Origin of the sequence: Qipengyuania profundimaris (genome assembly GCF_030717945.1) — a bacterium.
Classification (GTDB): Bacteria; Pseudomonadota; Alphaproteobacteria; order Sphingomonadales; family Sphingomonadaceae; genus Qipengyuania; species Qipengyuania profundimaris.
The window spans coordinates 1-12,951 of sequence record NZ_JAVAIM010000003.1; the positions used below are offsets into that span (position 1 = coordinate 1).

Here is a 12,951-nt window from a genome sequence, read left to right on the forward strand (position 1 = left end):
CGGGTGCCATCGGCCTCTTGATCGAACAGAGCAACGGCATAGTCTTTCCCGTTGAACTGACGGGTCTCGCCTTTCTTCCCTTCTCCGGAAGCACGGTTGGTCCGAACGAGGACGTATTCCTTCCCTACTCTCGCACGCAGCACGTCAATCACAGCGTTGTTGGCCTGCGAACCCGAGACCATCAGTACCACCTGACTGGCCATGCGTGGCACATGCTCGCCCGTTGTCTCGCGATAGCTGTCATCGAGCTGGCCGAAGGGAGAGTCCAGAACGAGGGGGGCGACCGTGCCACGCAGCAGTCGGTGATCCTGCGCGTTCTGACGAAGTCGGGCGTACTCGACCAGCGCAGCCGTGAATGCGAGACCGAGTAGCTGGTTTTCGCCACTGGATTTGGGGAGCTGCGTTCCCTCTTCATTGACGAGAGCCACTGCGTATTCGTCGGTCAGTCTCAGCTTAAAGCTCTTCCGGGTGGTGGCCTGAAGGACTTTGCTGATCTGCGAGCGAAGGATCTTTCGAGCATCCTCTTCTTCTTCGACGAGTTCAGCTTCGAGCCGCTCCTTGAGCCGTTCGCACAGTTCGTGACGTCGGACGAAAATTCTCGCATCCTCGTCGTTCTCAAGCAGCTTGTTGAGTTCGCGCTCCTTGTTCGCCTTGGACGCCTCGGAACTGCGGAGATTGTTTTCCAGGGCGCCGATCTGCCGGTTTATCCCATCGAGTTCGCCTCGCAGCTCATTCCGCCGCCGCTCGCGTTCGGCGATCTCATCGAAATCGATGCCAGAGAGCTTGTCGGAGATCTCCCCAAGTTCTGCTTCGATGGCGGTGATCTCGTGTCGAGCTTCGGCTAGTCGCTTGTTAGCTGCGTCCAACCGGCCTGGCGCTTTTTCCCTTTCTCGCTTGAGTTCTTTAAGGGTGGAGCGAACGCTCGAAAGTCGACTGCGCAACGTCTTGTTTGCTGCCTTCTGTAGGAGACTTCGAACCTTCTCATATTCGGTGGAACCCTTTTTCAGCTCCGTCCCGCAGATGCATTCTTCCATCTCCAGAATGTCCTGAACGAACTCTTCGTTGTAGGGCGAAGGGATGCGGCCCTTCACATCCTGAGCCTCGAGATGATCGAATGTCTTTTCGGTAATGCGAGAGGAGACGAGGAAGCGGCCATTGTCTCCGAGCCACTTCAGCAACTCGTCTTGTGCGCTCGCTGCTCTGGTGATAGCACGCTTGAGCGAGTTGTTCGCCCTGTCGCGGCTGGCCTGGAGTTCTCGCGCAGCGGCCGAGTTACGCAATTTGGCTTCAATGTCGGCAATCTGCTGTTGCTTCTGTTCCGCTTGCCCTTTCAGACCGTCGAGTGCTTCCCTGCCGCTCTTGAGCTGGTCCGTAAGCCGGTCGATCTCATTCGAGAGGACTTCGATCTGGTCGGTCGCTTTGGCTTTAGGCATTTGCCGCCGATAGTACGCAGCCGTCTCTTCAAGGTCCCCGATCGCTGTCTCGATTAGATTGCATCCGAGAATATCCTGGACTGCCTTGCGGATTCCGCGCCGGTTCTCCTCGCCGAGGAAGACCTCTGCATGTTCACCGTCGAAAAGAAAGTGTCCCGCCATGGTCTTCGGTATGACCGTGTTGATAAAGCTATCGGGGTTGTCGATCGAAACGCTGTGGCCATCATCGATCCGCATGATTGAGAACTCACGACCGCCCATGGTGCCGTTGCCGTGGAAGCGACGGGCACGATAACGCTTGTCGTTGTGCTCGAAGAGGACTTCTACATAGCAGGAATCTCTCCCCGCGGCCTTGGCGTCGTGGTTAACGAGGTCCTGCTTGCGTTCAAACTTGGCAGTAGTCGTGCCGTAGAAGCACCAAAGCATGGCGTTTAGAAGAGTGGTCTTTCCGACGCCGTTTTCCGCGTGAATCAGAGTAACGTTTTCATCCGGATCCATCGAGAATTCGATGGTATGCTCGCCATGGAAGCAGCGAAAATCCTTCAGAGTGATTTCATCGAGCCACATGATTAGTCTCCTCCCAACGGAGTGGCGCGATCGATAATGTCACGAAGGCGCCGGCGTCGCTCGCTGTCCTTATTCCGGTTTTCGAAGTAGAATTCGCGCTGCAGCTCTACGATTTCCGCGATCACGCGGTTCTCTAGTTCTTCGCTTCCATCCGATTGCGTCTCGGCCGCGTCGCCATCCTGCATTTCTCGTCATCCCCCAGAAGCGGTCTTAGCGCTACATGTGTCACCAATCTATCGATCTGGTAAATAGGGAAATACAGCCGCTCAACACTTGAAGGGCAAATACGATCGCGGTCCCGATCCCCTTCATGCTCAAAGTGCCCGTTGTCCTTCGTTCGCGTTTCAACGGAACGGCTCAGATCTCGTCGAACCGACTGGTCCGCGACATCCATCTGATCGCGTCGCAGTCATCGTCGGGCACCTTACGAGCATCTGAGGCAGTGAGGTCGTGTCGAAGCTTGAGATTGATACGGAAGTACAGGACGTCCTTGATCGATCCAAAGCACTGAAAGTTCTAGAGAACGTGGTAGTTCTCGGCCTGATAGACAATGACAACTGCCAACCATCATAGCCCGAGGGTATGAGCGCAAGCGCCGCGTTAGCAAGTTGGCCGATCAGCCAAGTAGCGCTCCACCTTCTCTACCGTTCGGCGACGCGGCCTGCGGCCAGCTCGTAGGTCAAGCACGAAGCGCGGATCGCCAACCGCGCGACGACCAAACCGTGTCGCCGACATGTGCGATTCTTTCAGGTGTCTCTCAATGCGATCCAGCAATTTCATAGCCTTCCTCGACTCACTCAGCCCTTGTGTTCCTGGTTTGTTCTTAGTAGGAAGGTTCCATCGAGTCTAGGAGATTTCCTTCTCTCCTGAGACCGTCAGAAGGAACGACACGATGGAACACGTCAGAGAGGAGCTCGATCGCCTGATCCAGCAGCGACGGCTCGGATATTCCTCGATCTCGCGGATGATCGGACGAAACTCGTCCTACATTCAGCAGTTCATCAAGCGCGGCTCGCCGCGAAAGCTGGATGATGATGACCGGCGCACGCTTGCCAGCTTTTTCGGGGTCGACGAGCAAGTGCTTGGCGGACCCCCCGCACCCATGCGTGACGGGTTGATCGAAATTCCCGTGCTCAATGTTGATGCATCGGCGGGCTTCGGAGCGATTGCCGAAAGCGAGACCGCCCATACCCGCTTCGGTTTCGACGAACGCTGGCTTGCCAGGTTGACCCGAGCAAAGAGTGCCAGCCTTTCGATCATCCATGTCCTGGGCGACTCCATGGAGCCGACACTCAGCGATAGCGACGAGGTGCTGGTCGATGCGTCGGACCAGGGTTCGCGGCTACGTGACGGCATCTACGTCCTACGCGCCGACGATGCGCTGGTGGTCAAGCGCGTGACGCTCAAGCCAGGTGGCCGCAAGATCACCATCAGCAGCGACAATTCGGCCTATCCCAGCTGGGACGATGTCGACCGGTCCGAGATCCAGGTGGTCGGCCGTGTCATCTGGTTCGGACGCGCTGTCTGATCCTACCGGATCAGAACCCCGCAAAACGCGCGCGATGCTTGGCAACGAAGTCCGGACGGGGGTGATCCCTCGGATCGACCGGAAGCCTGATCTTCTGTCCTGAAGGGGGGAAGAGCTTCAACAGGTCGGACGGCACCTTGTTGTGCGATACGAGCAGGCAAAGGTTATCGTCGAATGTGATGAGATGTCGGTCGAACAGCCAATGGGCCGTAGCCGAGAGTGCCACGCCGTTGGGTACAACATCGGGTCCGCCATCGGCGACAGACCAGATATGGGCCGCCTGTGCCTCTGCTTTCCCGCCACCATTCATGATCCGCAATCCCGTGACGGCGCAGGTGCTGTCATAAGCGTCGAGAACCTGATTGCGGAAACTGGCGGCCCGGATTTTCTTATTCACCAGGATCTGCTCGATCTGGCGTTCGCCAAAATCATCGGCAAGGAGCGCGGCAGTTGCATCGTCGATGTACCGCTCGTCGAGCTCGAGCCTGATCCGGTTGTCCGGGTCGAGCGTCTCGCTCAGGCCCTGATTGACGATCGCGACGAAATCATCGCCATCGAGCGTGCGCACCGATTTTCCGCGCAGCGTCCTCCCAGCATCGCCAGGACGGGCCATCTCGCGAAGGAAGCGTTCGGCAAAGCGTCCGTCCTTGTCGCGGTAGGACACCGCATCATCGAAGGGTAGATAGTCCCTGACGCGCGCGTAGTAATGGGTTGGATCAGCCTCATCGGGATCGATCCGCTCAACGAAGGCGGTCGCGATATAAGCCATCCGGCCGCCCGATACCCGGGTTTCACGGTAAAGGATCCAGTCGTTCTCGAGCTGGCGGGCCTGAGGAAGATATTGCGAGGGGAAATGATACCGCTCGGTAATGAGGTCGTCGTAGCGCGAATTGCCGCTGATCTCGAATACACCCTTCACCGGCAACGCTCCGCACTTCTCTCGAACAGGCATCGTGCCTGGTAACGCGGAAATCGTCCAGGCTGTCGGTGATCAAATGCCGATTTCAAAAGGCTTTACCCTTTCCTTCATGAGTTCGGGCTTGTCACTTGCAGGCGAAGCGCTGCCAACATCCTTGTCTTGTGATAGGCCCTTGGCCGCTGCCGCCTTGAGCCTTTGCGTTACTTCGAATGCCGATGCTTTCTCGCCGCTGTTGGACTTGATAGCCCGGCCGAGTTTCTCGGCATTATCTGCAATCAGCGTAAGGCCGTCGCGAAGCCGGGTGACCGTGACCAGGAAGGTCTGCCGATTGGCGAGATTGCGTTCGCGGCTGTCCATCACCGCGATCCCGCGATCAGAGGTCAGTCCCTGCGCCATATGCGCATTGAGGGCATAGGCGAGGTCCATGCGTTTGAGCATGGGGTCGCCGCGGCTCAGGCGGAGCTCCTTGCCCGCTGATGTCTCCACCAAGACGCCCTTTGTGTCGATGGCCACGATCCTCGCCTGGTCGGCGTTGAACAGCCCGCGCTTATGGTCGTTGTCGGTCCAACGGATCTTGTCACCCTCGATGATGGATATCGATTTGCGGTCGAAGAGCGACAGCCGGCTATCGTCTGCGCCCGGCCGCAAACGCGCAGGATTGAAATTGCGCAGACGCCCCTTCCTGTCCTCAAGCACGAGCTGCTTGCGCGCTTGGTCGATGGTTTTGACGGTGTAGTCGCCTTTGGAGAGTTTCTGGGTGCTGTCGCGCGAGCGGAAATTGAGAACCATGCCCCGTTGGTATGTGCGAAGGTATCGCAACTCTTCGTGCGTCACATTCACCCGAGAATGAATGGTCAGCCGGCCCGATCGTGGGCCGAGCTCGCCGTTGGCCTTGAGTCCGCGCTGGACAGCCTCGTTAACCGCAGACCGTAAAGCCCGTCCCGACGCGTAGATCGACGTCCGATCCCGATCCGCCGGGCTGAGCGAAAGCCACTTTTCGGCAGCAACAATCGCACTGTCGCCGCGTGCCTCGATGGTTGAAGGAGCAAGAGCCCGGAGCGCATCGTCGATGCGTCCCTCCTGCGCGGCGGCCTGGGCTCGCCGCAGGATGGGATCGCGGCCGCGCAAATTCACATCCATGTTGGCGCGCTCGATCCCGGCCTGCTGGACGAGGTCGAAGGGTTTACCCGCATCGACGGCGCCTAGCTGTCGCTTGTCACCGACGAGAACCAGACGATGGATTTCCGCTAGGTTTGCCAGCCGCACCAGCTTGGCCTTGTCCTCGTTCGACACCATCGACGCCTCGTCGAGCACCAGGACATGGTCTCCGAGCGCACTCCGAGCCTCGCTCAGCAACGTAGCATTTCCCGGCTCGTGCAGAAGCCTGCCCCATTGGGCGAGAAAGCGGGCAATGGTCATCGAACGGATGCCGGTGTCGCGCTCGAGCATCTGGACGAGCGTGTTCTGCACCGCGAGCCCCAGCACCTGCTTGCCTTCCTCTCGGAGCAGCTGGGCGACCGGCTTCATCACGCTGCTTTTGCCCGCCCCGGCTATGCCCTGGATCGCTACGATCCGGTCACGCGATGAGAGCACAAGACTCGCCGCATTCCTCTGCCCTTCGTTGAGCGAAATTCCGTGGTTGATCGCGGCAACTGCCTGAACCCGTTCTGCGGCGTCCGGCCGATTCAGGATGGGCAACACCGCACCTCGTCCCTGGTCGACGTTCGCGAGAATGGTGCTTTCAAGGTCAAGCGCCTCGCGGCTCGCCAACCAGCCTTTGTGTTCGCCTTTGCCGGGCTCAAGTGCGCCGCTTCTGACCAATGCGTTCACACGGGTTTCGACGTGATCCACCGTCGTCGGTAGCCCAAAATCGAGCGCCGCTTTCAGCAATCCCTCACGGGGAAAGGCTGCCTCGCGCTGCGAGAGATGACGCACCGCGGAAGCAACAGCCTGCGCGGCCGCGATGGTCGGTGCATCCTGCTTGAGGACATGGGCAGGGATCAGTGGATCAGTCGGATCGCCCTTGATCCGCTGCGCGAACTCTCTCAGCTTCGCAATTCCACGCTGAAGAAGGCTCCCTTCTTTCGATCTGGGAATGTCCTTCGTTGCAGCCCGCATCTGCGACGCATCGATCAAGCGGGCAAGGTCAATTCCGACTTCTTGGGCTTTCTGCCGCCACGCATCGAGAAGGCCTTCCCGGTCCCTGACGGGCGCCTTGCTTTTCCTCGTATCGAGCACAGCAATGTCGCGGGTTTTCGGGGTGTTCTCGCCCAGCTGGCGTACCGCGTCGAGGACTTCTTCGCGCCGCGTGGAAAAAGCCATGACCTGCTCGCGGGCGATGCCCGCTGCTTCGAAATTGCCATGCTTTCCAACCGGCTCTGCTTCGTAGCCCATTTTCTCGACCGCCAGACGAAAGCGCGCCATGGTCATCGAGTTGAGCAGGGTGTTGAACGACCAAAGCTTGTCATTGCGAAGCGCGCGCCACTTCCCGTCGCTGCCTTGCGTGACATTTGCCACGACCGCATGAAAATGCAGGTTCGGCTCTTGGTTGCGGTTGGTGTCGTGCTGGAAAAGACCAATCGTCAGGTTATCGGTCGCAACCTTCCCGTAGCCAGCCTGACTGCCCATCCGGGTCTGCGCCGCGTTCTTTTCTGCCCAGCGCAAGGTCTCGATGACGGCCTCGCGATAGGCATCGATTATCCGCTGGTCGCCGCCCACCAGCGCAAGCAACGACCAGCTTTTGGGCAGTGAGAATGTGAGGTCGGTTCCCGGCCTGTGGGCTTGGCCCGCATTGCCGACCTGGATACCATCGGGAAGTTCTCCCCGCAGCAAGGCATCGAACTGCTCGGCATTGACGCGGCCCTCAAGGCCAAGTCGTTCCGCTCCCTTCCCGACCCATGTTCCGGAACGATCGGCATCGGCGCCGGTGTAGTAATTGTCTGCCGCGAAATAGCTCGCGGCAGCCGAAGGGGAGCGCACATTGGCGACGGAAAGCATCCAGTTTGGTCCTCGTCACGGCTCCCCTCGTGGCCGAGTAATCCCTCCCCATTTGCCTTTCACATGTCGGGCTCGAACTCGCCGAAATCCTTTTCCGGAGGATCTGCGACCGCACCTTCACGCAGGTCTTTCTCGACCGGCGTGAGAGATTGGTGCCCACTGGTCACCGCGCGAGCTTGGGGCGTCGAACCGCCCTTTCCAGCTGCGTCATCGCCGGCGGTTCCTGGTTCGGACGGATGCTGTTCCGCGCCCATTGCTGGTGCATCCTCACCGGTTTGCACTGCGGCGAGAGGTAGCGTTGGACCTGCATCCAGATGCGTATCGGACCGGGTTTCCGCACCGAGATCACCAGCCGCGCGCCCTGCATTGAGCTTTTCAAGCGGCACAGGCTCCTGCCGATCCTGCGGTTCATCGGCGACACGGCGCTGCCCCTCCAAGTCAAGTTTGAGCTGCTTTGTATCGACAGGCTTACCAGCACCGTCATCGTTCGAAGCGGGATGCTCGTCATTCGGTTTCGAACCCGGTTTTGCTTGGGGCGTCATTGCCGCAGGACCCTGGCCAGGCTTTATGAGCGGTTTCTCGCGGGCGATGAAACCTTCGGCAATACGGCCACGCGTCCGCGGAATGAGCGAAACCGGCGCAGCGGGGAATCCATCAGGAAATTTGATGTAGGCCGACAACCTCGGAAGGTTCATGAACTGGTCGGGCAGGAGCAATGGCTCGATCTGCCGCCTCGGCGTCAGGCTGACTGCGTCGCGCGCATTGTTGTACCCATAGCTGTAGCCTTCTTCCATGTCGCGCACCTGCCGATGGCCGATGAAATCGGAGCACCAGGTCGCCGTTTCGCGATCGGCTGTCGCCAGAATGAGCTTGGTGCGCGCAAGCGAGGACAGTGTCATGGCCATGTTCTCCCCGTAGACTTCCTTGAGCTTGGCAAACGCATGCACCCCGGTGACGATCGCACCGCCAAAATTGCGCGCGGTTTGCAGTCCCTTTTCAAGCGCCGGTAGTCGGTGAAGGGCGCCGAGCTCGTCGATCAGAAACCACATCCGCAGGTCCTGTGTGCGCTCGAGCGTCATGAGCGTATTCATCGCCGTGTCGAGCCACAGCGTCAGCAACTGCGAGGAGATGCTCATGTCGACATAGCGGGCAGAGAGGAACAGGATCGAGCCCGCCTGGCAGTCGCCTTTGACCCAGTGGCGGACCGAAAAGCGCGGTCCGGATGAGGGCAAAAGCTTGAGCACTTTCGCATTCGCATTGAACACAGCGCGGATCGATTCCGCCATGCGGGCCGCTTCCGGAGCGGTCAGCGGATCGGCCATGGTACCGCGCATCAGCTTATGCACTTCGGACAGGTCAGCGGTCATCAGCCGCCGTGCCAAAGCCTCGTTGGTTGTAGCGCCGGTACGGGCAAGATGGAGACACATCTCGACGAACAGCATGCGCGCCGCAAGCACCCAGAATTGTTCGGAACCACCCCCGTCATGGGGCACGAGCGCTTCAGCAGCGGCGTGAAACTCGGCTTCCGTCGTGCAGTCGTTGAACACGCTCCACAGCGGACACCGAACATCGACAGGATTGAGAATGATGTCGCGCGCGGGATCGTAGAAGGCTTCGATAAAGGCCCCTGTAAGGTCGAAAATGACCGCGCGCTGGCCGCGTTCACGTGCTTCGGCCACAAGTTCGGTGAGCGCCACGGTCTTGCCGGTTCCGGTCGTGCCAATGAGCATGGCGTGGCTCTGCTCGAGCCGCCACGGCCAGCTTACACCGGCGAGACGTGCGGGTTGGTAGTGGCCCGCTTCCGCGAGCGCCGACGAGCTCGCAAGCCGCCACTTCCAGCCGAACTTGCGCCCCAGTTCTTCGGCCCGGAATGCCTTGTTGTGACGCTCGATTTCTTCTTCGAGTTCGTCGAGCGAAACCAGCATCGCGCCGCGCTCGTGCTTGCGCTCCTTCGACCGCCCGCCAAAGCGCTCGGCGAACCACCAGAAGAACACGACGGCCGGGATCAGCAGTACCGCTGAGACCAGCAATCCCTGCTTCACTGCCGTACGAAACGCCTCGACCGCCTCGCGCATCGGCGGGAACTCACGAACGATGCCAAACGGGAGGCCGACCCTTTCGCCGTCAAGCAGTTCAAGGTTGACCAGCTTGGCCGGATCGAACTCCATGAAGGCATAGAGACTGGCGTAGATATGCATCCAGACCAGGTAGATCTGGTGATCACTCAGAGCCGACCGCACTTCCCAATAGCAGGTGCCGACCGCTACCAGGCCGGTGACAATCAAGGGGCCCTTCAGGCCGGCTGCAAACATGAAACCAAAGTGGCCGAGCAACTGGCTCCCGCGGGTGAAGTTCAGGAGATTATGCTTCATGGGATTGGCCTCCCATGTTTGCGTTGACGGGGAGGCCAAGACGCTCCAGGCGTCGCCGGTACGCCTCGTGAGTACGGTCGCGCAAACTCGCGTCAGAATGGCTGGCCAGAAGCGCATCGAGCGCCACCGAAATGAAGATTGCCTGTCGCGCGGGATCGAGCCCTGCGGGCCTGTCCTTCGCCTCGTTATCGCGCTGCCACGCTGCGACGATTAGGTCACGGATAAAGACGCTGACACTTACGCCATGGTCCGCGGCACACTGGCGAACCCAGTTACCAACGGAGAGAGACACGAATGTCTGAAGCCGATCTTGTCGGGTCATGAAACAGGTTCCTTGTCGGGCCGACGGAACCTGGCTCACCTTGCGGAAGGTGCCGATGAGAATAAATCGTGAACAACTCGCAGTCAATCTAAAGATTCTGACGATATTTCAAAGTGATAGATGGATGTGAGTTGTCAGCGGATCGGCGCAAAGCCGCTCTACTCGCAGACGGGTTGATTTCGCCCAAAACCACATTCTTTAGCAATAACAGAAAGATAAATCCCGAAATCGCGGGGTACGGTGTGCTGTCAAGTTCCAATGTGCGCGGACGTTTCCGGTCACTTCGGCGATCCGTACAATGCACTGAATTGTTTAAGTTATAATCGGAGCGAGAGCCGTCGAGGTTTTGAGGGCAAACCGAGATTGTCGCTTTAAGCAGCATCGGGCTATCGATTAGCCTTAGCTGCCCGAAATTTGTGCGGTCCAAGGCACACACGTTTTGGGTGTGATTTTTCCCGCGGCTCCAGTCTGAAAGCGTCAGTCTCGACAGAGACGCTTGACCGATCTGAGGTGATTTGGGTCTACCGTTTCGATCATTTCTAGAAGCAAGCTAGCTGCCCCTTTTGTCTCCTCGATGGTCATGGATGAAAACGAGAGCAAGTCATCAAGATTATCAGAATGAGACTCAACCTGCGCGAGCCGCTCAAGGCCGGTCAGCCTGTCCCGATCCAAATCTTTATGGTCAGAACAAAGCTGATCTAGTTGCCCTGGCAGTCCCGATGAGCCGGGACATTTGAAGGCGAGAAAAACGTCCAACACTCGCCGCATAACGTTCGGCATCATGTACGAGTGATCATGATAATCTGCCTCGGACAGCGCGAAATCGATCACATGTTTGAAGAGAAAATGATACTCAGAGTCGTATTCCCTCAACAGCCGTGACATCTCCATGAAGTGCGACTGTCGCTCTCCGTCGGGGCCTTCTTTCTTGACATCGAGGTACAAAAATGTGGCGGTTGGATCCTTACCGTCTCGCGGTCGCGCTCGGTTTTTCCAAGCCTTTTTGAACTCATTCATACATTGAAGATTGTGGGTCAATATGATCACCTGGCTGGCGGTCGCCAAGCGAGATCGGATTAGTGCGCACGCGTAGTTCAGGGCTTTGGTGTCGAGGCTTGAGACGGGATCATCTACAACGACGATCATATCCTTGAGATTCTTCCCGTCTGACTCGATTGACGAGAGGAAATAGGAAATAGCAATCGCTGTCTTTTCGCCCTCGCTAGGCGTGCCTTCTATGGGCCTCGAATGCCTTAAGAGCTCGTAGCCTTCATCGATCGGATGTATCTTCAGTTCGCCGTGTCCCAGGTAGGCTTCGATGAGAGCGTTGATCACGTTGGCGGCGGGGCCGTGCTCTCTGATTTGAGTTTGAAAAGCCGCGATATCGACGTCCAGCTCGGCTATTTTGGTTACCGCCTCCTCGTAGTCCTTCTGGGCGTCGGCGACTTCAGTTACGTGACCCCGAATTTCTTCAATCGCGTCAGCGATGAAGTGCTTTCGGACTGACACCTCGGCTGCCGACTTGTGCTGCGCAAACTCGGCTCTAATCGCGTTGTGACGTTCCACTACACGATTGTAAGACGCAACCGCCATGATGAGCTTTTCACTTGCCGTCTTGACGGCCTTTTCAGACTCTAGCGCTGACGTTTCAGACGCCTGGGCAGGCGATGCAATTTTCTGATCAAGTGTGCGTTCAAGGCTTCTGAGCATGCTGATCAAAAGAGCTAGAGCCTCTTCGTACTCGGTCCGCGAAGTCGATGCCCGTTCCTGAAGTTCGCCGACAAACTCAGCCCTCCTATGAAGGGCATCTCGTGTGGCTTCGAGGTCAGTGATAAGCTGGGCCAAGCGAGCCTTTGACTGAGTAAGCTGCCCGATGAATTTGTCGACTTTTTCGTCCAGAGCGGCGTCCAATGTGGACCGTCTGTCACTCGTCAATCGATTACCGCAAAACAAGCATTCGTCGAGGTCATTAGCTACGTGATATTCCAACCCCTGCTTGAGCCACATCAGCATATCGGGGTGTCGCTGCAATTCCTCCAATGCGATCATTGAGATTGATTGTTCACACAAACTTCGCACGAAGTTGTAAGCGGAACCTACCCTCTCAACATTTACGGTCAGCGGCGACAACTCTGGCATCGGAGTTTCAGCTCTGCAGGTCTCTTGTGCCGCCTTAAGCTCGTCCGCAGAAAGCGACTTAAGGCTCTCATCGCGCCATGTCTGAAAATCCTGCATAAGCGCGGGAGCTTCATACCGGCGGTTTGCCAAATGTAGCGACGATGCGATTAGCTTTGCCCGCTCCCGTTTGAAAGTTCCGAAGGACTTCTCCTTGGTCCGATGCAACTCTCCAAGCTGGTCCTTCTTCTTAAGCCATTCGCCTCGTTCGGCTTCACGTTTTTCTAGTTCACGGGAGGCATCAGCCTGTTTCGAGCCAATGAAAAAGACCGGACTTACAAGACCCTCAGCCCACCTGAGGTTGCGGTCGATGTAGTCGTTATTGAAAACTACGACATGCTTCGAGAATGCGTCAAACTCTTCACCGCTCGTGGCGATTTGCCCATTTTCGAAGGCTATCTGGAAAGTTGCGCCTTCTGGAAGTTTGGCGGCACCAGACCCAAGTTCCAGGGCGGCCAAAATCCGCGAAAGTGTACTCTTCCCAGAGCCGTTAAATCCGTAGACTAGGTTGTATTTTCGAAGATTGAGGGACGCGTCGCTTGCCGAACGGTTGGCAAGAATTCCTGCGCAATTGAGCGCCTTGAGATTTGCAATTCTCATCTCGAGACTTTGCTAGCAGCACCTTTCTGACGGATCAA

8 protein-coding genes are annotated in these 12,951 nt (G+C 57.9%); 1 reads left to right on the forward strand and 7 read right to left on the reverse strand.

The window, feature by feature from the left end:
• Positions 1–2,000 (reverse strand): AAA family ATPase (locus Q9K02_RS14410; RefSeq protein ID WP_305933578.1); only part of this gene is annotated, 2,000 nt, incomplete at its 3' end.
• A 2-nt stretch (positions 2,001–2,002) separates the two neighbouring features.
• The gene (locus Q9K02_RS14415) at positions 2,003–2,185 is read right to left on the reverse strand and encodes a hypothetical protein (protein WP_039388589.1); all 183 of its coding nucleotides are present in this window, start codon (positions 2,183–2,185) and stop codon (positions 2,003–2,005) included.
• A 707-nt stretch (positions 2,186–2,892) separates the two neighbouring features.
• Between Q9K02_RS14415 and Q9K02_RS14425 the strand changes: the two genes are divergently transcribed.
• Positions 2,893–3,528, forward strand: coding sequence for a S24 family peptidase (locus Q9K02_RS14425; protein WP_098104478.1), 636 nt, complete (start codon positions 2,893–2,895; stop codon positions 3,526–3,528).
• A gap of 10 nt (positions 3,529–3,538) precedes the next feature.
• Here Q9K02_RS14425 and Q9K02_RS14430 read toward each other — a convergent pair whose 3' ends face one another.
• The 5 genes from Q9K02_RS14430 to Q9K02_RS14450 form a co-directional block, all read right to left on the reverse strand.
• Positions 3,539–4,297: an HNH endonuclease gene (locus tag Q9K02_RS14430; protein WP_305933579.1), complete on the reverse strand. Its 759-nt coding sequence runs from the start codon at positions 4,295–4,297 to the stop codon at positions 3,539–3,541.
• 222 nt (positions 4,298–4,519) lie between these two features.
• On the reverse strand, positions 4,520–7,444 hold the full coding sequence (gene mobF, locus Q9K02_RS14435) for a MobF family relaxase (RefSeq protein WP_305933580.1): 2,925 nt from the start codon (positions 7,442–7,444) through the stop codon (positions 4,520–4,522).
• 59 nt (positions 7,445–7,503) lie between these two features.
• The gene (locus Q9K02_RS14440) at positions 7,504–9,816 is read right to left on the reverse strand and encodes a type IV secretion system DNA-binding domain-containing protein (RefSeq protein WP_305933581.1); all 2,313 of its coding nucleotides are present in this window, start codon (positions 9,814–9,816) and stop codon (positions 7,504–7,506) included.
• Positions 9,806–10,138, reverse strand: a complete 333-nt coding sequence (locus tag Q9K02_RS14445; RefSeq protein ID WP_089217209.1) for a hypothetical protein — start codon at positions 10,136–10,138, stop codon at positions 9,806–9,808. Before Q9K02_RS14445 ends, Q9K02_RS14440 begins: the two co-directional genes overlap by 11 nt.
• Positions 10,139–10,615: 477 nt before the next feature.
• Positions 10,616–12,913: an AAA family ATPase gene (locus Q9K02_RS14450; protein WP_305933582.1), complete on the reverse strand. Its 2,298-nt coding sequence runs from the start codon at positions 12,911–12,913 to the stop codon at positions 10,616–10,618.
• Positions 12,914–12,951: the final 38 nt, after the last annotated feature.

Bases quoted from the DNA above. Each gene is read 5' to 3' on its own strand.
- Q9K02_RS14415 (WP_039388589.1), bottom strand. From the start codon at position 2,185: ATGCAGGATGGCGACGCGGCCGAGACGCAATCGGATGGAAGCGAAGAA.
- Q9K02_RS14425 (WP_098104478.1), top strand. From the start codon at position 2,893: ATGGAACACGTCAGAGAGGAGCTCGATCGCCTGATCCAGCAGCGACGG.
- Q9K02_RS14430 (WP_305933579.1), bottom strand. From the start codon at position 4,297: ATGGCTTATATCGCGACCGCCTTCGTTGAGCGGATCGATCCCGATGAG.
- mobF (WP_305933580.1), bottom strand. From the start codon at position 7,444: ATGCTTTCCGTCGCCAATGTGCGCTCCCCTTCGGCTGCCGCGAGCTAT.
- Q9K02_RS14440 (WP_305933581.1), bottom strand. From the start codon at position 9,816: ATGAAGCATAATCTCCTGAACTTCACCCGCGGGAGCCAGTTGCTCGGC.
- Q9K02_RS14445 (WP_089217209.1), bottom strand. From the start codon at position 10,138: ATGACCCGACAAGATCGGCTTCAGACATTCGTGTCTCTCTCCGTTGGT.
- Q9K02_RS14450 (WP_305933582.1), bottom strand. From the start codon at position 12,913: ATGAGAATTGCAAATCTCAAGGCGCTCAATTGCGCAGGAATTCTTGCC.